The following is a 24968-nucleotide window of genomic DNA, read 5'->3' as shown; positions in this document are numbered from 1 at the left end:
TTCACATGCGCGCCACGCCAAACTGCATGGGCCGCAATTGCCGGGTTTCGGCCTCGGCACACATGGCCAGGCACTGCGCCAGCACGGCGCGGGTATCGCGCGGATCGATCACACCGTCATCGAGCAGCAGGCCGGAGGTGTAAAAAGCGTCGGCCTGCGCCTCGAACACGGCAACGATCTTGTCGAACTGGGCCTGCGACTGCGCCGCATCCACAGCGATGCCTTTGCGCAGCATCGCGGCCTCCGTCACGATCTGCATGGTGCGCGCCGCCTGCTCGCCACCCATGACCGCCGTTTTGGCACTGGGCCAGCTGAACAGGAAACGCGGCGCATACCCGCGGCCGCACATGCCGTAGTTGCCGGCACCAAACGAGGCGCCGCACTGGATGGTGATTTGCGGCACCGTGGCGTTGGTCACCGCCTGGATCATCTTGGAGCCGTGTTTGATCATGCCGCCCTGCTCGGCGTCCTTGCCGACCATGTAGCCGGTGGTGTTCTGCAGGTAGACGATGGGGTGGCCGAGCTGGCACATCAGCTGGATGAAATGGGTGGCCTTGTTGGCGCCTGCCACGTCGATGGGGCCGTTGTTGCTGATGATGCCGACCGCGCGGCCGTCGATCGCCGCCTGCACACAGACCGTGGCGGCGCCGTAGAGGGCCTTGAAGGGCAGGAAGTCCGAGCCGTCGACCAGCCGCGCAATCACTTCGTGCATGTCCACCGGCTGGCGCAGATCGCCGGCCATCAGGCCGAGCAGCTCATCGGCCGGGTACAGCGGTTCGATTGCTCCTGAATCCATAGCTTCTTGCGCCCGTACCATATGCGCTGGAGGCCGACTTGACCACGCAGTCCGGGCGACGGCCTGGCGCACCAGGCCCAGCGCCTGGCGGTCATCCTCGGCCAGCTGTTCACCGAGGCCCGACACGCTGGTGTGCATCTCGGCGCCGCCCAGCTCCTCCTCGGTGGCCACCTCGCCGGTGGCCGCCATCAGCAGCGGCGGGCCGGCCAGAAAGGCGCGCGAGCGGTTGCGCACCATGATCACCACGTCCGAGAGGCCCGGCATGTAGGCGCCGCCCGCCGTGCCGGAGCCGTGCTGCACCGTGATGACCGGAATGCCCGCCGCCGACAGGCGCGCGAGGTTGCGGAACAGGGCGCCGCCCTGGACAAACCCCTCGACGCGGTAACGCATCAGGTTGGCGCCGGCGCTTTCCACCAGGTGAATGAACGGCAGCTTGTTCTGCAGCGCGATCTCCTGCACCCGCAGGATTTTCTCCAGACCCATGGCCTGAATGGCGCCGGCCTCGATGCCCGAGTCGCTGGCCACGACCATGCAGCGCGCGCCCTCGATGAACCCGATGCCGGCCACGATGCCGCCACCGGGCACCGACAACACCGGGTCCTTGTGGTCCTGCATGAACCCGGCCAGCGAACACAAAGGCAGCCAGGGCGCGCCCGGGTCCAGCAGCAGGGCCACCCGTTCACGCGGCAACAACTGGCCGCGCTTGTCGAACACCGGTCTGGATTTGGCTGACGCCTGCGCGGCACGGGCTTCCAGCGCGCGCAAAGCCGCCAGGCGCGCGAGCATGGCCTGGCGCCGCTGAACGGCCACCCCGCCCTGCGCGTTCCAGGCCGACTGGAAAACCGTCATGGCTGGAACACCTTGGGCGTCGTCGCCAGATGAAAACCGTCAAAGGGCTTGACGGCCTCGCGCTGCTGCGCCTCGGCATCGGGCAGGCGCATGGGCCAGCCCATGCGCACCTGTGGCCGCGCGCCATCCACACGCAGCACGGTACCGCTGATGAAACTGGCCGCGGGGCTCAGCAAAAACACGATGGCGGCCGACGTTTCCGCCTCGGTGCCGAAGCGGCCCAGCGGCACGGTGTTGCGCATCTCGCGCAACATGTCCCCGGCCTCGGGCGGGTAGTGGTCCATGCCGCTCGAGGCGATGTAGCCCGGTGCCACCGCGTTGATACGCACGCCGCTGTGCGCCCACTCGGCGGCCGCGGTTTCGGTGAAGCTGACCATGCCGGCGCGCGCCGCACCGCTGTGGCCCATGGAGGGCATGGAGCCCCAGATGTCGGCCACGATATTGACGATGCTGCCGCCGCGCTCCGCCATGGACTGCAGGTAACACTCGCGTGCCATCAGGAAGCCGCCCGTCAGGTTGGTGTTGATGACCGCTTCCCAGCCCTTCGCGCTGATGCTTTCCAGCGGCGCGATGTACTGCCCGCCCGCGTTGTTGACCAGGGCGTCGATGCGGCCCTGCGCGATCACAATCGCCGCGACCGTGACCTTCACCGCCTCTTCCTGGCGGATGTCGCAGGGGTGGAAACTGGCACGGCCGCCGGCGGCCACAATCTCGCCGGCCACCTCGTGCAGCTTGTCGATCTTGCGGCCGATCAGCACGACATGCGCGCCCAGGGCTGCCAGCTCATGTGCCGTGCAGCGGCCGATGCCGGAGCCGCCGCCGGTGACGACCACCACCTTGCCGGCAAACAGGCCGGCGCTGAATACGGATCGGTAAGTCATGGTCGGGTTTTCCTTGTGGAGGGCGTCCTGTCTTCACCGATGAACAGCGCCATGGCCGCGTCGGCCAGCTCATCGAGCGAGGCGCCTTTTTTGGCGTCAAACCACTGCGCCGACCAGTTCAGCGCCCCAAAAATCAGCAGCCGCGCCAGTTTCACCGGGGCCTGCAGCCGGCCCTGGTCGCTCAGGGCCTGGAGCACCGGCTCCCAGACCGATTCGTAGTCGCCCTGCAGCCTGGCCAGCGACGCGCGCTGCCTGGCCGTGATGGAACGCGACTCGTACAACATCACGGGAATGAAATCGCTGCCCGGGCCCAGCAGCACGTCGAAATGATTGCGGATCAACACGCGCAGCAAAGCCGCCGCGTCGGGTGCGGACGGCGCCGCCGCCTCCAGCGCCGCCGCCTGCCGGGCCATGGCCGAACGCATGCCCTCCTCCATCACGGCATACAGCAACGCACCCTTGCTTTTGAAATGGTAGAAAGGCGAGCCGCTGTGCATGCCAACGGCTGCCGCGATATCGCGCGTGCTGGTGCCGTCAAAACCCTTGCGGCGAAACAGCCGCGCGGCGGTGTTGACCAGCTCCACCCGCCGGTTGCCGTCGTCGCGTTCGCCGGGCGTCTTGCGCGGCCGGCCGCGCGGCCGCTTTTCGGCGGCGGCGGCAACAGCAACAGGCGGGGCCAGGGCGCGGCCGGCAGGGCGGGTGCGCGCAGGTGTTTTGTCCATGGAAACAGACCATAACAAAAGCCGTTATTTTTAGCAAGCGCTTGCTTTGTAAAAATAAGCCCGGACTGCGGCACGGACCCGGAACTCCAGCTGACTACACTGGGGGCTTCCCAAAACAAAACCGAAGCATTGATGGACCTCTTCTTTCTGGCGCTCATGGTCGCCGCCGGCGCTTATACGCTCAAATCCGGCTACGAACGCAAGCGCATCGCCCTGCTGGGCAGCCATCTCGGCCAGTACCAGATCGAAAAACTCATGGAAAGCCTGACAGAGGGCTACATGCGCGCACTTCGCGAGGACGATCCGGAGCGCCGTGCAAGCATCTGGGCCCTGTTGACGAGCACCGAGGCCAAGCTGTGCGAGCAGTTCAACAACTTCGTGGCCGGGTTCTCCCGGGTGGAAGGTGCCGCGGCACGCGTGAGCAGGCTGCCCCTGCCCCTGCCTTACGCCGACAAGCTCTTTCCGGCGGCGACCTTCGACTTGCGCCAGGTCCTGCTGGTGCATGCCGAGGGCATCACGCGCGCCGCGAAAAGCAAGCCCGAACAATCGCCCAAAACCAAGGCCTTCACCCTGTCTGCCGAGATGTTCCTGATGCAGCACAGCTGCCACTGGTTCTGCAAGTCCAAGGCCGTCGCCTCTGCCCGGCTGCTGGTTCGCCACAAGACGTCGTATGAGCAGGTGCTGGCATCGGTCGCACCAGAAACGCGCCGGGCCTACCTCGCGCTGGTCGGCTCCTGAATCATCCGCGTTGTTGAGCGGACGGCGGCGATGGCTAGGGCCTGCTCGCGAGCTGCGCAGTTCACCAGAAAGAAGCCAAGAAGCCGCCCACCATTTCCTTGGCCTCAGCAAACGGACCGTCCAGCACCTGCGATTTGCCGGCGCTCACGCGCACGCGGGCGGCATTGTCCTGCGAGCCCAGCGACGCCACGCCAAGCAACACGCCTTCTGACTTCAGCTCCTCCGCGAACTTCAGCATGCGCCCGTACACCGCATGGCCTTCGGCCTGGCTGCGCGATAGCCGCTGGCCGGGGGGCTCGATCATCAGCAGCATGTAGGGCATCGTGATCCTTCCATGGGTGGGTGGCAGGGCTGGGCGCAAGTCGCCACAATCATAGCGCCGGCATGGCCCGGAGGCAGCCCCCTGTCCAGGACATGGTCCGCGTCAACAGGCCCGCAGCCCTGTCGACCGATACTTGAAACACGACTGAAAATACCGACAGAAAGAGAATCATGAGCACGTTCGACCATGTGGGCCTGATGCAGGACATCAACGAAAGCCTGGCGCAGTTTCGCAAGGCACAACCTGAGGCGATGCAGGGGTTTGGGCAGCTCTCGCGGGCCGCGATGTCGGAGGGCGCCATCAGTGCCAAACACAAGGAACTGATGGCCCTGGCGATCGGGGTGACTCAGCACTGTTCGGGCTGCCTCGCTTTTCATGTGAAAGCCCTGCACAAACTTGGATGCACCCGCGCCGAGCTGGAGGAAATGCTCGCGGTGTGCGTCTACATGGGCGGAGGTCCGGCCCTGATGTACACGGCCGAGGCCCCCAAGGCCTGGGATGCCATCGCGCCGGATCACAGCTGAAAGCCTGACCCGTCCGCCTATCTTCAATCCACAAAGAAATCCGGAATGAAGTTCTTCGTTCCCGGCTTCACCGAATATGACTCAAGATCGGTCACGCCGTGCGCGGCCAGCAATTCATCGTCAAGGTAAAAATTGCCGGTGTTCGAACTCAGGCTGGTCAGTATCAAATACGCCGCGTCCGACAAAATTTCCGGCTTGCGGCACATGTTGACGTCCACGCCGGGGATCATCTGCAGCGCCGCCGTGGCAATCGCGGTGCGCGGCCACAGGCTGTTGACGGCAATGCCGTATTTCCTGAATTCGCCCGAATGGCCCAGGGTGCACATGCTCATGCCGTACTTGGCCATGGTGTAGGCCGTGTGGTTCTCGAACCAGTGCTGCTTCATGCTCAGCGGCGGCGACATGGTGAGCACCTGCGGCTTGCGCCCGGCCTGCGCGGATTTCTTCAACTCCGCCAGACAAGCCTGGGTGCACAGGTAGGTGCCGCGCGCATTGATGCCGTTCATCAGGTCGTAACGCTTCATCGGCGTGTGTTCGGTGTCGGTCAGGCTGATGGCACTGGCGTTGTTGACGAGGATGTCGATGCCGCCGAAAACTTCCACCGCTTTGGCCACCGCCGCCGTCACCGCGTCTTCATCACGGATATCCACCGCCAGCGGCAGCGCCTGCCCGCCGGCGGCTTTCACCGCCTCGGCAGCGCTGTAAATCGTGCCTGGCAGCTTGGGGTTGGGGTCGGTGGTTTTCGCCAGGATCACGATGTTGGCGCCGTCGGCCGCGGCACGGGTGGCGATCGCCAGGCCAATGCCGCGCGAGGCGCCAGTGATGAACAGGGTTTTGCCTTTGAGACCGGGAACTGTACTCATGATGCCTCCTGAATGCTACACAATTGATAGCTACTTGCGACCACCGAATAAGGGCGACTGGCCAATTAGGCCTCAAACCTTGGAAAAATCCGGTTTCCGCTTCTCCATAAAGGCGCCGAACGCTTCGCGGGCGGCGGGCTCCTTGAGCATGCGGCCAAAACTCACGCCTTCCTCGGCCATGCGCTCGGCCACCATGCCGGCCTGGCCTTTTTTCATCAACCGCTTGGTTTCCACCAGCGAGCTCAGCGGCTTGGCAGCGAGTTTTTGCGCCTGGCGCTGCGCCAGGGCGTTGGCTTCGGCGGGTGGCACGATGCGGTTGATCAGGCCCATCTCGAGCGCCGACTCGGCCATGAAGGGTTCACCGAGCAGCAGCGCCTCGGCCGCGCGTGCGTAACCCATGAGCTGCGGCGCCAGAAGGCTAGACGCCGCTTCCGGACACAGGCCCAGGTTCACAAACGGCATGGAAAAGGCGGCGTTGTCGCCGGCATAGACCAGGTCGCAATGCAGCAGCAGGGTGGTGCCTATGCCGACCGCGGGGCCACACACGGCAGCCACCAACGGCTTGGGAAAGGTGCTGATGCCGCGCAGAAAGCGGAACACCGGCGACTCGTGGGTGGCAGGCGGGCCGTTGAGGAAATCACCGATGTCGTTGCCGGCTGAAAAAATGCTTTCGTGGCCCTGGATCACCACCACACGCACGGCCGCATCGGCATGGGCCGCGTCCAGCGCGTCGGCCATGGCGGCGTACATGGCCGAGGTGATGGAGTTTTTCTTCTCGACCCGGTTCAGGGTGATGGTCATCACCGCGTTGTCGGTGTGGACCAGGATGTCTGTGCTCATGTAGTGCTTTCCAGTGTTTGTTTGACGAAATAGATACAGACGCTGACGCTTCCAGGCCAACCCGGGCCGCGGAACCAGCTTTGCCGGGCCGCAGGCGCAGCGGCCCCTGTCTCTCGTACAAGGGGCAGCGCACCGCCGAAGGTACACGCAGTAAAAAGCGTGGGGGCCACGTTACTCCTTGTAATAAACGACCTGGTGTGTGGTCACCAGCAATTGGCCGGCTTCGTTCCACAACTGCGCAGTCTGGTCGAAATAGCCGTTGCGAAAGGCCTGGGCCTGCGTCTGCCCCAGCAGGTAAGCGCTGCCGGTGGCCTGCAGCAAGGCGGCATCGGCATGGTAATACACCGTCATCGACACCGTGCCTATCGGTACCAGCAGCGGCCGGCGGCGCCAGACGCGCGGATAAAACACGTCCGACAGCGCCGTCAGCGAGGCGAAATCCAGCGGCCGCGGCGGATCGTCGCGCAGCCACAGCCGGGTGCGGCTCGCGCCCTGGTCGGCCCCGTGCCATTCGACAGGAATCGCGCCTTCCACAAAACGCATTTCATAACGTTTGACCCACTCGACCCGGGTCGGGCCGCCGGCCCGCGCGACATCGGCCGGGGGCGCTACGTCCGGCATGGCGTGTTCGTCGGCGCCCCAGGTCTCGCGTCGCAAGCCGAAAAACGCGGTGCCGGTCAGCACCGTCTCGCCGTTTTGTTGCATCTCGATCACCCAGTGCTGGGTCGAGCGGTTGGTGCGTGCGGGGCGCGCGCTCACGCTGAACGGCCCGTCCGCCAGCGCGGCGGCGAAGTTGACGGTCAGCGAAATCGGATCGCCCAGGCGCTGCGGATGCTGCAGCACGGCATTCAAGGCCTGCGCCGCCGTGACGCCGCCGAAGGGCCCGACCATGTTGGCATAGGCCGCGCTGGTGTGACCGAGACATGTGCCGTCGGCCTGCGCCTGCAAGGCCACCGCGGTATCAAAAGGATGAAAACTCATGGTCGGAGTATGCCGCCGCCGTCGGTCTCAGGCAGTCGTGCCGGGGACGCCAGCCGCCGGTCGGGCCTGGCGCATCTGCTCGAGAATCTGCACCGTGTGCGGCCACAGGTTCTGACGGAACTGGTCGCGGAAGAAGCCGAAATGGCCAACGCGCCGCACACCCAGCTCGCCCGGCGTGATGCGCTCAAAACTGCGCGGCGCACCGCTGTACAGGTTGATCAGGTTCTGCGTGCCGCGCCAGGTCATCAGTTCATCGTCGGTGATGGACAGCGCCAGCACCGGAAACCGGGCCTGCGCATAGGCCAGGCGCGCGCCCTCACCTTCGGCGCCCACGCTGTAGCGCGGGTTCAGGCACCACTTGCGCCACTGCAGCACCACGCCGGCCGGCAGGTCGCCGACCTTCCTGAGCCTGCGCCCCGGGAAATAGCCGCACAGGCGGGTGGCCAGCGGCACCAGCACGTACCAGAAATACAGCACCACGCGCTTGAGCTGCGGCGCGTTGTCGCGCCAGTAACCGCTGCCGGCGGCAATGCTGACCAGGCCGTCGACCTGGTGCTGGTTTTTCAGGAAACCCGGCAGTTGCGCGCCCAGGCTGTGGCCCAGCAGGTAAAGCGGCGCCTGCGGCAGTGCAGCCTTGGCCGAGGCCACCACCGCGCCGTAGTCGCTGGCCCAGTCGAAAAGATCGGCCTGGAAGCCACGCAGCGAGCCATCCGGCGTACCGGGCAGCGACTCGCCGGAACCGCGGTAGTCAAACGTCGTGACGCGAAAGCCCTGGCCGGACAACCATTCGGCAAACGGCGCGTAGTAGTCCTGCCGCACGCCCATCGCGCCGCCGATGACCACGCTGGCGCGCGCCGGCGTGGCGGCCTCGTAGATCCGCAAGGCGAGTTGGGATGTGCCCGATTCCAGAAGCTGCTGTTGCATGACGTTCCCCTTAAAGAACCACGTAGCCGCCAGGGCGTAGCGAGCGGGATGAGCTGCAAGGCGGCCGGAGCGGACCCACCGGAACGTACTTCAGGTACGTGAGGATGGGGAGCACCGGACCAACGCCGCAGATCGCCCGCGCAGTAGCCCGCCGTTACACCCGTTCGAAGATGCCGGCGGCGCCTTGGCCCATGCCTACGCACATGGTCACCATGCCGTACTTCAGCTGGTGCCGGTGCAGCGCATGGATCACCGTGGCGGCACGGATCGCGCCGGTGGCGCCCAGCGGATGGCCCAGCGCAATCGCGCCGCCCATCGGGTTCACTTTCGCGGCGTTCAGCCCCAGCGTGTTGATGACTGCCAGCGACTGCGCGGCAAAGGCTTCGTTCAGTTCGTACCAGTCGATGTCGTCCTGCTGCAGGCCGGCATAACGCAAGGCAGCCGGAATCGCCTCGATCGGGCCTATGCCCATGATGTGCGGTGGCACGCCCTTGGCGGCGTAGCTGACAAAACGCGCGAGCGGCTTGAGGCCATGTTCCTTGACCGCTTTTTCGCTGGCCAGGATCAGCGCACCGGCGCCGTCCGAGGTTTGCGAGCTGTTGCCGGCCGTGACCGAGCCGCGCGCGGCAAACACGGTCTTGAGTTTGGCCAGGCCTTCGAGCGAGGTGTCGGGGCGCGGGCCTTCGTCCAGGCTCACGGTGCGGGTTTTGCTGATGACTTCGCCGCTCTCCAGGTCCGGCGAACGGTCGGTGACCTCGACCGGCGTGATCTCGGCGGTGAACTCGCCGGCCTGCTGCGCCTTGATCGCCTTCTGGTGCGACTCGACGGCAAACTGGTCCTGCGCCTCGCGCGACACCTTCCACTGCTGCGCGACTTTTTCAGCGGTCAGGCCCATGCCGTAGGCAATGCCGATGTTCTCGTCGTTGGCAAACATGGCCGGCGACAGCGAGGGCGAGTTGCCGGACATCGGCACCATGCTCATGCTTTCGGTGCCGGCGGCAATCATCACATCGGCCTCGCCGACCCGGATGCGGTCCGCCGCCATCTGGATGGCGGAGAGGCCGGACGCGCAAAAACGGTTGACGGTGATGCCGCCCACGCTGGTCGGCAGGCCGGCCAGCACCGCACCAATACGCGCAATGTTCAGGCCCTGCGGGCCTTCGGGAATCGCACAGCCGCAAATGAGGTCTTCGATGGCTTTCGGGTCCAGCGTTGGCACCTGCGCGAGCGCAGCGTGCAGCGCCCGCACCAGCAGCTCATCGGGGCGGGTGTTGCGAAAAAAACCCCGGTGCGAGCGCCCGATGGGCGTGCGCGTGGCGGCAACGATGTAGGCTTCCTGGACTTGTTTGGCCATGATGTTTTCCTTTTTGATTCTTCAGCTGCAGATTGCGCTGTTTAACTTTTACGCGGACCGGAGGGAATCCAGGCCCAGACAAATTCGCATTCGACCGGGTTCACACCGGCCTCGTCGGTCACGGTGACGGACACCGTCACTTCACCCTTGTCGCTGGCCTGCATGGCGGCGCGCTGCTCGTCGCTCAAGGTGGCCACGGCGCGCAGTGCACCAGTGGCGCGCTTTTTGAACGCCATCTTCAGTTCCTTGGCCAGCGGCGTGCAGTCATCCCGCACATTCATGCCGACCACCATGCCGGTGGCGGTTTCCGCCAGCAGGTTCATCGCCGACGCATGGATGCCGCCAATGTGGTTCTGCACCTTCTTCTCATTCTTGATGCCGATCTCGACCCTGCTGGTGGTCATCTCCAGAAAGTCCAGCCCCGCCGTACCGGTGAACGGCACGGCGCGGCGCATCACCACGCTGCGAAACCAGGTGCGCGCAAAAGCCGGCACGTCGGACAGCCGCTCCAGCTGGCGTTCAAGGCGGTTGGGGGAATGAGTGGTCATGGGCTTTGATCGGTTATGCGAAGTAGCGTGCGTGATTGAGAAAGCGTAGCGAGGAAGCCATCAGGCTAGGCGCGGGCGCCCGAAGAAAACCGGAGCGACCTTGGGGGTCGTGAGGATTTTCTTTGGGCTGCAACGACGCATGATGGCTCCGCAGTAGCTTTATCAATTACGCACAGGTTTGCCCGTGCTCATCATGCCCATAATCCGCTCCTGCGTTTTCGGGTGTTCCAGCAGCGAACAGAAGGCCTTGCGCTCCAGCGTCATCAGATACTCTTCGGTCACCAGCGAGCCGGCATCGACATCGCCGCCGCAGACCACGTTGGCGATCAGGCTGGCAATGTGGAAGTCGTGCGCGCTGATGAAGCCGCCGTCGCGCATGTTGACCAGTTGCCCCTTGATGGTCGCCAGGCCGCTGCGGCCCACCACCGGGAAAGGCCGCTTGTGCGGTGCGCGGTAGCCGGAGTTGAACAGCGCGCGGGCCTCGTTCAAGGCCACATACAGCAGCTCGTCCTTGTGGGGAACGATCACATCGCTGTCGAGCAGATAGCCGATCTTGCGGCTCTCAATGGCGCTGGTGCCGACCTTGGCCATGGCCGCGGCGGTGAAGCCCTCGGTCAGGAAAGGCAGCATGTCCTTGCTGGTGGAGCTTGCCGCATTCTCCGCAGCACGGCGCGCAATATAGGTCAGGCCGCCGGCACCAGGCACCAGGCCAACACCGACTTCGACCAGACCGATGTAGCTTTCCATCGCCGCCACCCGTTTGCTGGAATACACCGCCAGCTCACAGCCGCCGCCCAGTGCCAGGCCGCGCACGGCCGACACCACGGGAACCGCCGCATAACGCAGCTTGAGCATCACCTGCTGCATCTCGGCCTCGGCGCCTTCCACGGCCGAAACACCGGCCATCATGAAGGCGGGCAGCATGGCCTGCAGGTCGGCACCGGCCGAGAACATCTCGTCGTTCGACCAGATCACCAGGCCCTTGTAACTTTTCTCGGCGAGGTCCACTCCCATCGCCAGGCCTTCGACCACGTCGGGGCTGATGGCGTGCATCTTGGTCTTGATGCTGGCAATCACCACGTCGCCCTGCTCACCGTCCAGCGTCCAGAGACGGATGGAATCGTCTTCGTGCAAGGTGGTACCGGCCGTGGTGAACGATGGCGCTTTGGCGCCCAGCACATCCTCGGGGAAAAACTGGCGTTCGTAAACCGGCAACTTGCGGCGCGCAATGAACTTTTTCGCCGAAGCGCTCCAGGAACCTTCAGGTGTATGCACACCGCCGGCTTCGGCCACCGGGCCCTTGAATACCCACTCGGGCAGCGGCGCCTTGCACAGCGCCTTGCCCGCGGCTATGTCTTCCTGGATCATCGTCGCCACGGCCAGCCAGCCGGCTTCCTGCCACAGCTCGAACGGGCCCTGCTTCATGCCGAAGCCCCAGCGCATGGCCTGGTCCACATCGCGCGCGTTGTCGGCAATGGTCGCAAGGTGCACGGCGGCGTAGTGAAAGCTGTTGCGCAGGATGGCCCAGAGGAACTGGCCCTGCGGCCCTTCGGCATTGCGCAGCAGGCGCAGGCGTTCGGCGGCCGGCCGCTTGAGCATGCGGGTGTACACCTCGTCGGCCTTCTGGCCGCCGGGCACATACTCTTCGCTCTCCAGCTCGAAGCGCAGCACGTCGCGCCCCACCTTCTTGTAGAAACCGGCCTGGGACTTCTGGCCCAGGTTGCCCAGTTCCAGCAGTTTTTTCAGCACCTCGGGCGTGCCGAAGCTGGGGTAGAACGGGTCGCTTTTTTCGTCGAGGTTGTCCTGCAGGGTCTTGATGACATGGGCCATGGTGTCCAGGCCCACCACGTCGGCGGTGCGGAAGGTGCCACTGCTGGCGCGGCCCAGCTTCTTGCCGGTGAGGTCATCAACCACGTCATAGGTCAGACCGAAGTTCTCGACCTCCTTCATCGTTGCCAGCATGCCGGCAATGCCGACGCGGTTGGCCACGAAGTTGGGCGTGTCGTGGGCGCGGATCACCCCCTTGCCCAAGCCGCTGGTCACAAAGGCTTCGAGGTCGTCGAGCACCTTCGGATCGGTGGTCGGGGTGTTGATCAGCTCGACCAGCGTCATGTAACGCGGCGGATTGAAGAAGTGGATGCCGCAAAAACGCGGCTTGATCGATTCCGGCAATGCCTCGCTGAGTTTGGTGATCGACAGGCCCGAGGTGTTGCTCGCAACGATGGCGCCTTCAGCGATGAAGGGCGCGATCTTGTGGTACAGGTCGGTCTTCCAGTCCATGCGTTCGGCAATCGCCTCGATGATCAGGTCGCACTCCTTGAGAACATCCATGTGTTCCTCGTAGTTGGCCTGCTGGATCAGGGCCGCGTCTTCGGGCACACCCAGCGGTGCGGGCTTGAGCTTTTTCAGGCCTTCGATCGCGCGGCTGACGATGCCGTTTTTCGGCCCCTCTTTGGCGGGCAGGTCAAACAGCACCACCGGCACCTTGAGGTTGACCAGATGGGCGGCGATCTGCGCACCCATCACGCCGGCGCCGAGCACGGCGACTTTTTTGACTTGGAAGCGGGACATCTGTTTTGTTCCTTATGGATTGCTTATCTTGTTTCGTTGCGCATGCTGGCCATTCAGCTGAGCTCCCAGGCCAGTGACAGCGTGGAACCGGCTATGCCGGGCCACAGCTGTCGCCCCTGCAAGGGGGGATGCGGCTACACGCAGTGAGCTGCAGGCGGGGTGTGCCATCAATTGATGCGCACCCAGGTCTGGGTGCGGCCGAAGGGGCCAAACGAGCCCCGGACTTCAAGTTTTTTGCCGCCTTCGACGGGCGTCAGGCGCAGCGTGTAGTTGCGGCCGTTTTCGGGGTCCAGGATCCTGCCGCCCTCCCACACCTCTTTGCCTTCGGCCTTTTTGGCGCCGCGGATGATCTCCAGGCCGAGGATCGGTTTGTCCTTGCGGTCATCGCTGCAGCGGTCGCAGACGTCGTCGGGCTGGACGTCCTTGCCCAGGCGCGTGGCGATCTTGCCGCTGAGCACACCGGCGCTTTCGACAATCCGGATCTCGGCCTTGGCCTCCCCGGTCTTGTCGTCCACATTGCGCCACAGGCCGACAGGCGTCATTTGGGCCAGGGCCGGAACGGCCATCGCTCCCAAAACAATAGCTGTCAGCGCACGGTACATCAGGGCTCCAGGGCTAAAAAGCATGTCAAACAGGCGGCCACCGGTCAGGCCAGCGCGGCATCCGTGTCCATCAGCGCCTTGCTGCCGCTGCGTGCGGTGCGCATCAGCGTCGCGGTCTCGGGGAACAGCTTCGCGAAGTAAAAACGCGCCGTCTGCACCTTGGCCAGATAGAAGGGGTCGGCATTGCCGGCGGCGATTTCGCGCAGCGCGGTTTGCGCCATGCGCGCCCAGAAGTAGCCAAACACCAGGTGGCCGGCGACGCGCAGGTAGTCCACCGCCGCAGCGCCCACTTCGTCGGGGTTCTGGAACCCCTTGAAACCCAGCTCGGTCGTGAACTTGGTCATCTGGTCGGCCAGGTAGGCCAGCGGGTTGATGAACTCGGCCATCTTCTCGTTGACGCCTTCCTCGGCAATCAGCGCGCCGATGATCTTGCCGAATTTCTTCAGCGTGGCGCCGTTGTTGCCGAGCACCTTGCGGCCCAGCAGGTCCAGCGACTGGATGGTGTTGGTGCCTTCGTAAATCATGTTGATGCGGTTGTCGCGCACGAACTGCTCCATGCCCCATTCCTTGATGAAGCCGTGGCCGCCGAAAACCTGCATGCAGGCGTTGGTGGAGATGTGGCCGTTGTCGGTCAGAAAGGCTTTCACGATGGGCGTGAGCAACGCGACGATTTCGCCGGAGTCCTTGCGCACCTTCTCGTCGGGGTGGTGCAGTTCCTTGTCGAGCAGCATGGTGCAGTAGATCGCCAGCGCACGGCCGCCCTCGGCATAGGCCTTGGCGGTCAGCAGCATCTTGCGCACATCCGGGTGCACGATGATCGGATCAGCCGGTTTGTCCTTGGCTTTCACACCCGACAGCGAACGCATCTGGATGCGGTCCTTGGCGTAGGCCAGCGCATTCTGGTAGGCCACTTCGGTCAGGCCCAGCGACTGGTTGCCGACGCCCAGGCGGGCGGCGTTCATCATGACGAACATGGCGGCCAGGCCCTTGTTGGGCGCGCCCACCATGGTGCCGACGGCGCCCTCGAGCACGATTTGCGCGGTGGCGTTGCCGTGGATGCCCATCTTGTGCTCCAGGCTGCCGCAGTAAATGCCGTTGCGCGAGCCGATGGCGCCGTCTTCCGCGACATTGAATTTCGGCACAAGGAACAGGCTGATGCCCTTGCTGCCCTGCGGTGCATCGGGCAGGCGGGCCAGCACCAGGTGCAGGATGTTTTCGGTCATGTCGTGTTCACCGGCGCTGATGAAAATCTTGTTGCCGGTGAGTTTGTAGGTGCCGTCTGCCTGTGGCTCGGCCTTCGTGCGCAGCAGGCCCAGGTCGGTGCCGCAATGCGGCTCGGTCAGGCACATGGTGCCGGTCCACTCGCCGCTGACCAATTTTGGCAGGTAGAGCTTTTTCTGCGCGTCCGTGCCGTGCGCATGCAGCGCCTCGTAGGCGCCGTGCGACAGGCCGGGGTACATGGTCCAGGCCTGGTTGGCGGAGTTCAGCATTTCGTAGACGCACTGGTTCACGACAAAGGGCAGGCCCTGGCCGCCGTATTCGGGGTCGCAGGACAGCGCCGCCCAGCCGCCTTCGACGTACTTGGCATAGGCTTCCTTGAAGCCCTTGGGCGGCGTCACCTCGTGTGTGGCCTGGTCCAGCTTGCAGCCTTCCGTGTCGCCGCTGATGTTCAGCGGGAAGGTCACCTCGACGGCAAACTTGCCGGCTTCCTCGAGCACGGCATTGATGGTGTCCGCGTCCACATCGGCATGTTTCGGCAGGGCCCTGAACTCGTCGGTGACCTTGAGCACTTCGTGCATGACGAACTGCATGTCGCGCAGTGGCGGGTTGTATTGAGGCATGGAAAGGTCCTTTGGTGGGAAGGGATTAAACGGAAGAAGCGGAAGAATCAGGCAGCGGGCGGTCGCCGCCACCCGTCAGTGATGCGGAAGTGATGGGGGACGCCAGCGCGCCGGCGGCGTCGCTGCCGTAACGCGCCAGGATGCTCTGGAAGGCACGCAATGTCCGGTCAATGGAACCGGGTGTCTTGAGGAAGCGGGCTTCGTAATGCAGGGCCAGGATCAGGCCGTGGATCTCGAAGGCGATCTGGCGCTCGTCGGCGTCCGCACGCAGATGGCCGGCCTCCTTGGCCAGCACCACCGCGCGGTACATGGCCGCCAGCCAGGTCTGCACCGAGGTGGCCAGCGCGTCGCGCACCGGGCCGGGCCGGTCGTCAAATTCGACGGCGCCGCTGATGAAGATGCAGCCCGACTGCAGCTCGACCGCCACCCGTTTCATCCAGTTGCCGAACAGGGCCTGCACCCGCGGCAGGCCTTTGGGTTCTTTCAGCGCGGGGTAAAAAACCTCTTCTTCAAACCGCGCGAAATATTCGCGGATGACCGAGATCTGCAATTCTTCCCGGGAGCCAAAGTGCGCAAACACGCCCGACTTGCTCATGTGCATGACTTCGGCCAGGGCGCCAATGCTCAGGCCTTCCAGGCCGATCTGCGTGGCCAGTCCGAGCGCCGCATCGACGATGGCCGCCTTGGTCTGCTGACCCTTTTGCATACCGGCATGCGCCGCGCGACCACTTTCCCGGGGACCCGGGCGGGCTGTCTTGACAGGAAGTTCGGTAACAGACATGAAAGCCAGACAAAAAAAAGAACGACCGTTCTATTTTGCCGCAAAACCCATGCCGTCAAGCGCGATGACCCGGAAACTCCGATTTATAGAGGCGACGACCTAGGTCAACTCAGGGTAAACCCTAGACAGCCTCAGATTCCGAAACCGGGGATTCCGCAATCCAGTCAGAAAGCTGCTGCGGATCGAAGGGCTTGGTCAGGTGCCGGTTGAAACCTGCCGTCAGGGCCTTCTGCTGGTCATCCGCCTGGCCCCATCCGGTCGCGGCAATCAGCAGCGGTCGGTCGCCCCAGGGCTGGGCGCGCACCAGCCGCGCGACTTCATAACCATTGAGGCCGGGCATGCCGATATCGAGCACCAGCACATCGGGCCGCAAACGCTTCGCCAGGTCGGCCGCCTCCAGCCCGTCGTGGGCCGTGTGCACGAGGTAGCCGTCCATGCGCAGCAATTCGGCCAGCACATGGACCGCGTCGCGGTTGTCGTCAGCGAGCAGCACGGTCCGGGCCTGCGGCTGGCGCAGGGCCGGCAGGGCCGCCGCCGGGCTGACGAGAACCGCTTGCCGGTCAGCGGAATACGGCAGCTTCACGACAAAGCGGCTGCCGCGGCCCGGGCCTTCGCTGAAGGCCGACACCGTGCCGCCGTGCAGCTCCACCAGCCCCTTGGCCAGCGCCAGCCCGATGCCCAGACCGCCTTCCGAGCGGTCCAGCGCTGACTGTTCCTGCGCAAACATGGTGAAGATGTTTTCAATGGCCGCCTGACTCAGGCCAATCCCGCTGTCCGAGACCGTGAAACTCAGCCAGTCGCCCTCGACCTGCACGTCGAAACCGATCCGCCCGCCCGCATCGGTGTATTTGACAGCGTTGTTCAGCAGGTTGGACAACACCTGCGCCAGCCTGAGCGGATCGGCCACCAGCTGCAGGCCGTCGCCGCCGATCGTGGCCACCAGCGTGTGCCACTTGGCCTCGGCCAGGGGACGCACCGTTTCCAGGACGGACTCCACCAACTCATCAACAGCCAGGGGCACTTTTTTCAGGACCACCCGGCGCTGGGTGATGCGGGCGACATCGATCAGATCGTCCAGCAAACGGGCCATGTGGCCCACCTGGCGCCCAATCACGTCCACGGCATGCTCCCGCGCCGCTGGCCGGGAAGCCGGCGAGCCGAGCAGCTGCACAGCGGCGCGAATCGGCGCCAGCGGGTTGCGCAGTTCGTGCGCCAGCGTCGCCAGAAACTCGTCCTTCTGCCGGTCCGCATCGCGCAGCGCCTGGTGGTTTTTTCTCGCGTCCTCGATGTCGGTGGTGGTGCCGAACCAGCGCAGCACGCGGCCAGAGGCATCGAGCTGCGGTACCGCCCGGGTCAGAAACCAGCGGTAGACCCCGTCATGGCGGCGCAACCGGTACTCGACCTGCCATTCGGTGCCCTGATCACGCGCCGCCGCAAAGGCCTGTCCCGGCGCGTCGCGGTCCTCGGGGTGGAGCGCGCCCGTCCAGCCCTGGCCGAGCGCGGCCTCGGTGCCCTGACCGGTGTAGACCGACCACTGGGAATTGAAACGCTCCAGGCCACCGTCGGCATCGGCCACCCAGGCCATTGCGGGAATGCTGTTGGAAAACACCAGCAGGGCCGCCTGCGCGCGCTGCAGCTCGGTCACGTCATGGCCATGCACAAACACACCCTCGATCTGGCCGGTCGGCCCCTTCAGCGGCTGGTAAACAAAATCGAGGTAGGCCTCCGTGAGGGGCCCATCGGGTTCTCTGTTGAGCATCAGCCGCACCGAACGGCCGACATACGGCTCGCCGGTGGCAAACACCTTGTCGAGCAATGCCACAAAACCCTGCTCCACCACTTCGGGCAGCGCCTCGGCTACCGGTTTGCCGATGACATCGCGAAAGCCCGCCAGCTGCAGGTAGGCGTGGTTGGCGATCTCGAAGACATGGTCCGGTCCGCGCGTCACCGCAACAAAGCCGGGCGCCTGGCTGAACAGCGTCTGCAGCCTCTCCTGCTCGGCGCGCTGATGCCGTTCGGCCAGCACCATGGCCGTGGTGTCGGCGCAGGCGCAATACAGGCCGGCAATAGCGCCGTCTTCGTTGCGCACGGGCGAATAGGAAAAGGTGAACCAGGTGTCCTCGTCGTAACCATGGCGGCGCATGCGAAGCGGCAGGTTTTCGACAAAAAAAGCTTCTCCGCCCAGCGCTCGCTGCACCAGCGGCTCAATGTCGGCCCGAATGTCATGCCAGGCCGCGTAAAAGGGCCGGCCCAGCGCCTGCGGATGCTTGGCGCCCAGCACCTCGGCATAGGCGTCGTTGTAGAGCAGGGACAGGGTTGGCCCCCAGGCCACAAACATCGGAAAGGCCGAGCCCAGCATCAGGTTGACCATGGAGCGCAAGGATTGCGGCCACAGCCCGGGCGCGCCCAAGGGTGAGCCCGCCCAGTCCTGCTCGCGCATCAGCCGGGCAACACCGGTATCTCCAGCCAGGAAAGCAAGCGGGGGGTGGGCACTCATGGATTCGAGTGTAGCCCCCGGGTCATTCAAAGCAGGCCCTGCACGCAGGCCACCACAGCGGCCTGCGCCTGAGCCGGCATCACAGCTTGAACGGAACCACCACCTGGCGCTGCTCACCCAGGCCTTCAATGCCCAGGGTCATGACGTCGCCCTTTTTCAGGTACAAAGGCGGCTTCATGCCCATGCCCACGCCGGGCGGGGTGCCGGTGGTGATCACGTCGCCGGGCATCAGCGTCATGAACTGGCTGACATAACTGATGATTTTGGCCACGCTGAAAATCATGGTTTTCGTGCTGCCGGTCTGCGCCCGCTGGCCGTTGAGGTCCAGCCACATCGCCAGCTTTTGCGGGTTCGGCACATCGTCGCGCGTGACCAGCCAGGGGCCGATCGGACCGAAGGTGTCGCAGCCCTTGCCCTTGTCCCAGGTGCCGCCGCGCTCGATCTGGTACTCGCGCTCGCTGACGTCGTTGATGGTGCAATAACCGGCCACAAAATTGAGCGCATCCTTCTGCGAGACATACCGCGCGCGGGTGCCGATCACCACGCCGAGTTCGACCTCCCAGTCGGACTTGACCGAGCCCTTGGGCAACATGACCGGGTCGTTGGCCCCCTGGATGCAGGTGGTAGCCTTCATGAAAACGATGGGCTCTTTCGGAATCGGCAGACCCGACTCGGCCGCATGGTCGACATAGTTCAGGCCGATGGCGATGAATTTGCCGACACCGGCGACCGGGCTGCCCAGACGTGGCTTGCCCTTGACGAGCGGCAGGTTCGCCGCCTTGAGCTTGCGCAGTTTGGCCAGTGCGGCATCACCGAGCTGGTCGGGACCAATGTCGCCGATCACGCCGCTCAGGTCGCGCAGTTTGCCCTCGGCATCGATGAGACCGGGTTTTTCCTTGCCGGGGTTGCCGTAACGAACGAGTTTCATGGTTTTCCTTTTTAGCTACACAAAAACAGGTGAGAGGTGAGAAATGGGGCGTCCAGCAATTCGATTATCGGGATGCAGGGCGAGGCGCACGGCGCGCAGGAACCGGAATGCACTTGGGTGCATGAGGATTCCGAGCACCGCGCAACGCTGCCATGCGCCCGAGAATCGGATTGATGGATGTCCCCATCAGTAGGTGGAGCGGCCGCCCGAAAGATCGAACACCGCGCCGGTCGAGAAAGAACACTCTTCGGTGCACAGCCAGCCAACCATGGCCGCCACCTCGTCGGGCGTGCCAAAGCGGCCCATCGGTATTTTCGACAGCATGAAGGCAATATGCTCCGGCGACATCTGGTCAAAAATGGCGGTCTTCACGGCAGCCGGCGTGACGCAGTTGACACGCACGCCGGTGTCGGCGAGTTCCTTGCCCAGCGACTTGGTCAGCGCAATCACCGCCGCCTTGCTGGCACTGTAGGCGCTGGCATTCGGGTTGCCGTCCTTGCCGGCCACCGAGGCGATGTTGACGATGCGGCCGTAGTTGTTGGCGCGCAGGTGCGGCGCCCATTCACGGCAGCACAGGAACAGGCCGTTGAGGTTGACGGCCATCACCTGCTCCCATGCGTCGACCGGGTAGTCCCAGAGCTTGACGTTGGGGCCGGTCACGCCGGCGCTGTTGACCAGCGCATCGACCTTCGGGGCCAAGCGCAATGTCGCCTGCACCGCGGCGCGCACCGAGGCATGCTGCGACACGTCCACCGCCACCGCCGAGGCCCGCGGACCCAGCGTGGCGGCCGCCTGGTTTGCCGCCGCTTCGTCGCGGTCCCACAGCGTGACACTGCCGCCGGACTGGAGCAGCCGCTGCGCAATGGCATAGCCCAGGCCGGTGGCGCCACCGGTGACCACCGCGTGCCGGCCCTTGAAGTCGAGCTGGTTCATATGGTCATGCCGCCGTCGATGTTGTAGTGCTGGCCGGTGACAAAGGCCGCTTCGTCGCTGGCCAGAAAGGTCACGACGGGGGCAATCTCGTGGGCCTGGGCAAGCCGGCCCATGGGCTGGCGCGCAATGAAATTCTTGCGCGCTTCGGCCGGGTCTTCAAACACATTGATGCGGTCCTGCAGCGAGGGTGTATCGACGGTGCCGGGGCAGATGCAGTTGCAGCGTATGCCCTGCATCACATAGTCAGCCGCGACACTTTTGGTCAGGCCGATCACCGCCGCCTTGGACGCGCCGTAGACAAAACGGTTGGGCAGCCCCTTGATGCTGACGACACTGGCCATGTTGATGATGCTGCCGCTGCCCTTGCCGCCGTTGTTCGCGAGCATGCGCGGCAAGGCCGCCTGGATGGTCCAGAACTGCGAGCGCACATTGAGGTTGAAAGCGAATTCCCATTCCTCGTCGGTCGCCTGCAGGACGGTGCCGGCGTGCACAAAACCCGCGCAGTTGAACAGCACATCGAGCGCGGGCAACCCGGCGATCGCCTTCTGGATGGCCGCCTTGTCGAGCACGTCCAGCGCCAGGGTGTGGATGTTGGGCATGCCCGCATAACTGTCCAGCAGCTTTGCGTTGACATCGGTGGCCCAAACCTGCGCACCTTCTGCCGCCATGGCCAGCGCGCTGGCCTTGCCTATGCCCTGGCCGGCGGCCGTGATCAGTGCGGTTTTCCCTTGAAGTCTCATGTCTGTTCCTTGGTTGATTTATTGATTCAGGGTGGTATCGACAAGCTGCCGTTTTTCGATGACCGGCCAGTCCCACGCAATGCCCAGCCCGGGCGTCTCCGGCGGCCAGGCATAACCGCCCTCGACCCGGATGCGGCTGGTCGTGATGTCGTCGAGTTGCGGGATGTATTCCACCCAGGCCGCATTGGGAACGGCCGCGCACAGGCTGACATGCAGCTCCATCAGGAAATGCGGACACACGGGCACGCCGAAACCTTCGGCCAGATGGGCCACCTTGATCCACGGCGTGATGCCGCCAATACGCGCCACGTCGGGCTGGACAATGCTGCAGGCGCCGCGCTCCAGATATTCGCGGAACTGGCTCAGGTGGTACATCGACTCCCCCACGGCCACCGGAATGGCCGTCTGGCCACGCAGTTGCCGGTGGCCCGAGACATCTTCGGCCGCCATGGGCTCCTCCAGCCAGGCCAGGTCCAGGCCCGCAAAGGCCGCCGCACGGCGCAAGGCTTCCGGGCGGTTGAAGCCCTGGTTCGCGTCGACCATGATGTCAAAGCCCGGGCCGACGGCCTCACGCACGGCGGACAGCCGCGCCACGTCTTCGCTGACATGCGGCCGGCCCACCTTGATCTTCGCGCCCCGAAACCCCTGGGCCTGGGCCGCCAGCGTCTGCGCCACCAGTTCGTCGGCCCCCAGGTGCAGCCAGCCGCCCTCGGTGGTGTACACCGGGACGCGTGATTGCGCGCCACCGAGTAACTGCCACAGGGGCAAGTCCTGGCGGCGCGCGCGCCAGTCCCACAAGGCGGTGTCCACACAGGCCAGCGCCAGGCTGGTGATGGCCCCCACGGCGGTGGCGTGGGTGTGAAAAAACAGGTCTTTCCAGATCGCCTCGACATGCAGCGGATTGCGGCCCAGCAGACGCGGCGCCAGATGGTCATGCAGCAAGGCCATGACCGACGAGCCGCCGGTGCCTATGGTGTAGGCATAACCGGTGCCTTCCACACCGTCGCTGCAGCGCAGGGTGAGCAGCAGGGTCTCCTGCGTCACAAAGGACTGGATGGCGTCGGTGCGCACGACCTTGGGCGGCAGGTTGACCTGCCGCAAGCGGATGGATTCAATCGTGACAGGCGCAGTCATGGGCGAACGCAGAGAAAAAACATTACAGGGTTTAGCCGGATGGCCGGAAGGACTGGAATCATGGGATTATCAATTGGTCTGACCACTTGTCCACTTCTGGCTAACCCTTAATTCCTTCGTGCACTGAAACATGCCGCTGCAAACCGTCGAACCGCAACGCCTTTACCGCCAGATCGCCGAGCAGCTGCGCTCGCTGATCAGCAAGGGTGAATTTGCGGCCGGCACACGCCTGCCGGCAGAACGCGACCTGGCCAAACAGCTCGGTGTGAGCCGGCCGTCGGTGCGGGAAGCCCTCATCGCCATGGAAGTCGAAGGCTGGGTCGAGGTGCGCACCGGCTCCGGCGTGTATGTGCTGGACCGGTCCATGCGGGCCAGCCGGTCCAAGGGGCCGCAGGTGGCACTGACCGAATGGGGGCCCCTGGAATTGATACGCGCGCGCCGCGTGGTGGAGGGCGAGGTCGCCTCGATGGCCGCTCTCCAGGCCAGGCGCAAGGACATCGACGCCATGCGCGCCGCCATTGACACCATGGTCACCGACGCCAACCGCGGCGTATTGCCGCTGGACGGCGACCGGGCCTTCCACAGCGCGATTGTCGAGGCTTGCGGCAACGTGGTGCTGATCGAAACCGTGCAGAGTTTCTGGGACTCCCGCCGCGGCCCGCTGTTCACGCGCCTGACCGGCTACTTCGAGACGATGAAATCATGGCAATCGGCGATTGCCGAACACGAAGCGATCCTGGCTGCCATCTGCGCACACGACGGCCCCGCCGCCCGCACGGCGATGCATGCCCACATGGACAAGTCCCATTCCCGATTCAGCGCGAGCTGGCGCCGCGCGAAGACAAGCTGAAGGAAGCGCCCGGCAACTCCCCTTTTCTTTCCCATTCTTTTAACCGAGGAGACAACATGACGAAACGATTTGCTCTTAAAACAATAGCGTGCTGCGCAATTATGGCGGGCACCCTGGGCACATTTGGCATTGCCAATGCGCAGACCAAACTGAAATGGGCACACGTCTATGAAACGTCCGAGCCCTACCACAAGTGGTCGGTCTGGGCGGCCGACGAGTTCAAGAAACGCACCAACGGCAAGTACGAGATCCAGGTCTTCCCGGCATCCAGCCTGGGCAAGGAAAGCGACATCAACCAGGGCCTGCAGCTCGGCACGGTGGACATCATCCTGACCGGCGCTTCCTTCGCGTCCAACTCCTATCCGCGCCTGGCCGTCAGCTACTACCCGTTCACCTTCCGTGACGCCGACCATGTGGTCAAGTACGGCAAGAGCGATGTTTTCAAGGAACTGGCCGAGGGCTACAAAAAGGCCACCGGCAACACGGTGACCGCGCTGACCTACTATGGCGCGCGCCACGCCACCAGCAACAAGCTGTTCACCAACTGCGACCAGATGAAGGGCCTGAAGATGCGGGTGCCCGATTCGCCGGCCTACACCGCGCTGCCGCGCGCCTGCGGCGCGAACCCGACACCCATCGCCTTCGCCGAGGTCTACCTGGCGCTGCAGAACGGCACCGTGGATGCGCAGGAAAATCCGCTGCCCACCATCGAAGCCAAGAAGTTCTATGAAGTGCAGAAGAACATCATCCTGACCGGCCACATCGCCGACGCGCTGCTCACGGTGATTTCGCCCAGCACCATGGCCAAGCTGTCGACGGCCGAGCAGAAGCTGCTCGCCGACATCACGCAGGAAGCCGCTGAAAAGGCCACCAACGACATCCGCAAGCGTGAAGGCGAGCTGGTGGAAGAGTTCAAGAAAAAGGGCAACAACGTGGTGACGGTTGACCGCGCCGACTTCCAGCAGCGCGTGCTCAAGGCCATCACCTTCGAATCCATGAAACTCGACAAGAAGGACTGGGACCGCATCATCGCCATCAAGTAATCGCGTGATCGTGTGATCGCCCGCGAGGGGTCCCGGCCCGGGACCCCTTGCCGGATCGGACAGCTCGTGTTGCCGATACCGACCGCAACCGGCATTTTCCTTCTCAATAGACAAGCGACCAAAGGCAACACTGACATGGAAACCATTGACGACATGGCCCCCGTGATGGGGGCGGACGGACAGTTCCACGCCCAGGACGAAGCGGTGGACCTTTCCGACACCAAACTGGAAGCCTGGGTGGCGCTGGGCTTCTTCTGGATCCTGGGTGTCACGGTGTTCTACCAGTTTTTCACCCGCTATGTGCTCAACGACTCGGCGGCCTGGACCGAGGAGATCGCGCGTTACCTGCTGATCGCCGTGGTCTTCACCGGCGCAACCATCGGCGTGGTCAAGAACAACCACATCCAGGTGGACTTCTTCTACAAGTTCATGCCCCGGCGCATGGCACGCGCCATGGCAACCACCGTCGATGTGCTGCGCGTGGGGTTCTTCGCAGCCGCCGCCGTGTTGACGGTGATGATGATGCTCAAGCTGGGCAGCAATTCGCGCATGACCATGGTCGACCTGCCCATGAACTGGGTCTACGGCATTTGCCTGCTGGGCTTTGCCGCCATGGCCTTCCGCTCCGTCCAGATTGCGCAGTTCCACCACCGGCGCGGCTACTCCGTCCTTGAACGTCCCGAGTCCTCGATGGACGACAAATAAC

The 24968-nt window shown here is 64.4% G+C and carries 24 protein-coding genes; 5 read left to right on the top strand and 19 right to left on the bottom strand.

The genetic code is table 11. From position 1 onward, the window contains the following. Position 1: 1 nt before the first annotated feature. From B7G53_RS04645 to B7G53_RS04635, 3 genes are read right to left on the bottom strand one after another with little or no spacing between them, the layout of a single operon-like run. A complete protein-coding gene (locus tag B7G53_RS04645; protein ID WP_096664233.1) occupies positions 2–1645 on the bottom strand; it encodes an acyl-CoA carboxylase subunit beta in 1644 nt (547 codons plus the stop codon). Then, positions 1642–2526, bottom strand: coding sequence for an SDR family oxidoreductase (locus B7G53_RS04640; RefSeq protein WP_096664230.1), 885 nt, complete (start codon positions 2524–2526; stop codon positions 1642–1644). The genes B7G53_RS04645 and B7G53_RS04640 overlap by 4 nt, the downstream gene beginning before the upstream one ends. Further along, on the bottom strand, positions 2523–3248 hold the full coding sequence (locus tag B7G53_RS04635; protein ID WP_096664227.1) for a TetR/AcrR family transcriptional regulator: 726 nt from the start codon (positions 3246–3248) through the stop codon (positions 2523–2525). The genes B7G53_RS04640 and B7G53_RS04635 overlap by 4 nt, the downstream gene beginning before the upstream one ends. 132 nt (positions 3249–3380) lie before the next feature. On the opposite strand from B7G53_RS04635, the gene B7G53_RS04630 reads away from it, so the two are divergent. Continuing rightward, entirely contained in the window at positions 3381–3986 is a 606-nt protein-coding gene (locus B7G53_RS04630) for a hypothetical protein (RefSeq protein ID WP_096664224.1), read from the top strand. Positions 3987–4047: 61 nt separating this feature from the next. On the opposite strand, the gene B7G53_RS04625 is transcribed toward B7G53_RS04630, so the two are convergent. Further along, the gene (locus tag B7G53_RS04625; protein ID WP_255249910.1) at positions 4048–4308 is read right to left on the bottom strand and encodes a YciI family protein; all 261 of its coding nucleotides are present in this window, start codon (positions 4306–4308) and stop codon (positions 4048–4050) included. A 170-nt stretch (positions 4309–4478) separates the two neighbouring features. Between B7G53_RS04625 and B7G53_RS04620 the strand changes: the two genes are divergently transcribed. Further along, complete coding sequence (locus B7G53_RS04620; RefSeq protein ID WP_096664221.1) at positions 4479–4832, top strand: carboxymuconolactone decarboxylase family protein; 354 nt, start codon at positions 4479–4481, stop codon at positions 4830–4832. 23 nt (positions 4833–4855) lie between these two features. On the opposite strand, the gene B7G53_RS04615 is transcribed toward B7G53_RS04620, so the two are convergent. The 15 genes from B7G53_RS04615 to B7G53_RS04545 form a co-directional block, all read right to left on the bottom strand. Next, entirely contained in the window at positions 4856–5695 is an 840-nt protein-coding gene (locus B7G53_RS04615) for an SDR family oxidoreductase (protein WP_096664218.1), read from the bottom strand. A gap of 72 nt (positions 5696–5767) precedes the next feature. Beyond that, the gene (locus B7G53_RS04610) at positions 5768–6535 is read right to left on the bottom strand and encodes an enoyl-CoA hydratase (RefSeq protein ID WP_096664215.1); all 768 of its coding nucleotides are present in this window, start codon (positions 6533–6535) and stop codon (positions 5768–5770) included. A gap of 171 nt (positions 6536–6706) precedes the next feature. Next, positions 6707–7516 carry an acyl-CoA thioesterase gene (locus tag B7G53_RS04605; protein WP_096664212.1) on the bottom strand — a complete coding sequence of 270 codons (810 nt, stop codon included), beginning with the start codon at positions 7514–7516 and terminating at the stop codon, positions 6707–6709. 27 nt (positions 7517–7543) lie between these two features. Next, positions 7544–8440, bottom strand: a complete 897-nt coding sequence (locus tag B7G53_RS04600) for an alpha/beta hydrolase family protein (RefSeq protein WP_096664209.1) — start codon at positions 8438–8440, stop codon at positions 7544–7546. A gap of 154 nt (positions 8441–8594) precedes the next feature. Further along, positions 8595–9794 carry an acetyl-CoA C-acyltransferase gene (locus tag B7G53_RS04595; protein WP_096664206.1) on the bottom strand — a complete coding sequence of 400 codons (1200 nt, stop codon included), beginning with the start codon at positions 9792–9794 and terminating at the stop codon, positions 8595–8597. Positions 9795–9835: 41 nt separating this feature from the next. Next, the gene (locus B7G53_RS04590; protein WP_096664203.1) at positions 9836–10342 is read right to left on the bottom strand and encodes a DUF4442 domain-containing protein; all 507 of its coding nucleotides are present in this window, start codon (positions 10340–10342) and stop codon (positions 9836–9838) included. A 162-nt stretch (positions 10343–10504) separates the two neighbouring features. Continuing rightward, positions 10505–12913: a 3-hydroxyacyl-CoA dehydrogenase/enoyl-CoA hydratase family protein gene (locus tag B7G53_RS04585; RefSeq protein WP_096664200.1), complete on the bottom strand. Its 2409-nt coding sequence runs from the start codon at positions 12911–12913 to the stop codon at positions 10505–10507. 167 nt (positions 12914–13080) lie between these two features. After that, positions 13081–13515 carry a DUF2147 domain-containing protein gene (locus B7G53_RS04580; RefSeq protein ID WP_096664197.1) on the bottom strand — a complete coding sequence of 145 codons (435 nt, stop codon included), beginning with the start codon at positions 13513–13515 and terminating at the stop codon, positions 13081–13083. A 44-nt stretch (positions 13516–13559) separates the two neighbouring features. Next, positions 13560–15356 (bottom strand): acyl-CoA dehydrogenase C-terminal domain-containing protein, encoded by a 1797-nt coding sequence (locus tag B7G53_RS04575; RefSeq protein ID WP_096664194.1) that lies wholly within the window; start codon positions 15354–15356, stop codon positions 13560–13562. Positions 15357–15381: 25 nt separating this feature from the next. Then, positions 15382–16137: a TetR/AcrR family transcriptional regulator gene (locus B7G53_RS04570; RefSeq protein WP_096664191.1), complete on the bottom strand. Its 756-nt coding sequence runs from the start codon at positions 16135–16137 to the stop codon at positions 15382–15384. Positions 16138–16258: 121 nt separating this feature from the next. After that, positions 16259–18634, bottom strand: a complete 2376-nt coding sequence (locus tag B7G53_RS04565) for a hybrid sensor histidine kinase/response regulator (protein WP_096664188.1) — start codon at positions 18632–18634, stop codon at positions 16259–16261. A gap of 79 nt (positions 18635–18713) precedes the next feature. Next, positions 18714–19562: a fumarylacetoacetate hydrolase family protein gene (locus tag B7G53_RS04560; protein ID WP_096664185.1), complete on the bottom strand. Its 849-nt coding sequence runs from the start codon at positions 19560–19562 to the stop codon at positions 18714–18716. A 186-nt stretch (positions 19563–19748) separates the two neighbouring features. Next, entirely contained in the window at positions 19749–20495 is a 747-nt protein-coding gene (locus tag B7G53_RS04555) for an SDR family NAD(P)-dependent oxidoreductase (protein WP_096664182.1), read from the bottom strand. Next, positions 20492–21235, bottom strand: coding sequence for an SDR family oxidoreductase (locus B7G53_RS04550; RefSeq protein ID WP_096664179.1), 744 nt, complete (start codon positions 21233–21235; stop codon positions 20492–20494). Before B7G53_RS04550 ends, B7G53_RS04555 begins: the two co-directional genes overlap by 4 nt. Before the next feature lie 18 nt (positions 21236–21253). Further along, positions 21254–22369, bottom strand: coding sequence for a mandelate racemase/muconate lactonizing enzyme family protein (locus B7G53_RS04545; protein ID WP_096664176.1), 1116 nt, complete (start codon positions 22367–22369; stop codon positions 21254–21256). Between the two features lie 130 nt (positions 22370–22499). On the opposite strand from B7G53_RS04545, the gene B7G53_RS04540 reads away from it, so the two are divergent. The 3 genes from B7G53_RS04540 to B7G53_RS04530 all read left to right on the top strand — a co-directional run bounded on the left by B7G53_RS04540 (position 22500) and on the right by B7G53_RS04530 (position 24967). Beyond that, positions 22500–23219, top strand: coding sequence for a FadR/GntR family transcriptional regulator (locus tag B7G53_RS04540; RefSeq protein WP_096664173.1), 720 nt, complete (start codon positions 22500–22502; stop codon positions 23217–23219). Between the two features lie 56 nt (positions 23220–23275). Then, positions 23276–24262 carry a sialic acid TRAP transporter substrate-binding protein SiaP gene (locus tag B7G53_RS04535; RefSeq protein WP_096664170.1) on the top strand — a complete coding sequence of 329 codons (987 nt, stop codon included), beginning with the start codon at positions 23276–23278 and terminating at the stop codon, positions 24260–24262. A 135-nt stretch (positions 24263–24397) separates the two neighbouring features. Next, positions 24398–24967, top strand: coding sequence for a TRAP transporter small permease (locus tag B7G53_RS04530; RefSeq protein ID WP_096664167.1), 570 nt, complete (start codon positions 24398–24400; stop codon positions 24965–24967). Position 24968: the final 1 nt, after the last annotated feature.

This window comes from Polaromonas sp. AET17H-212, assembly GCF_002379085.1.
GTDB lineage: Bacteria > Pseudomonadota > Gammaproteobacteria > Burkholderiales > Burkholderiaceae_C > Polaromonas.
This window is presented reverse-complemented; position numbering and strand designations above follow the sequence as displayed.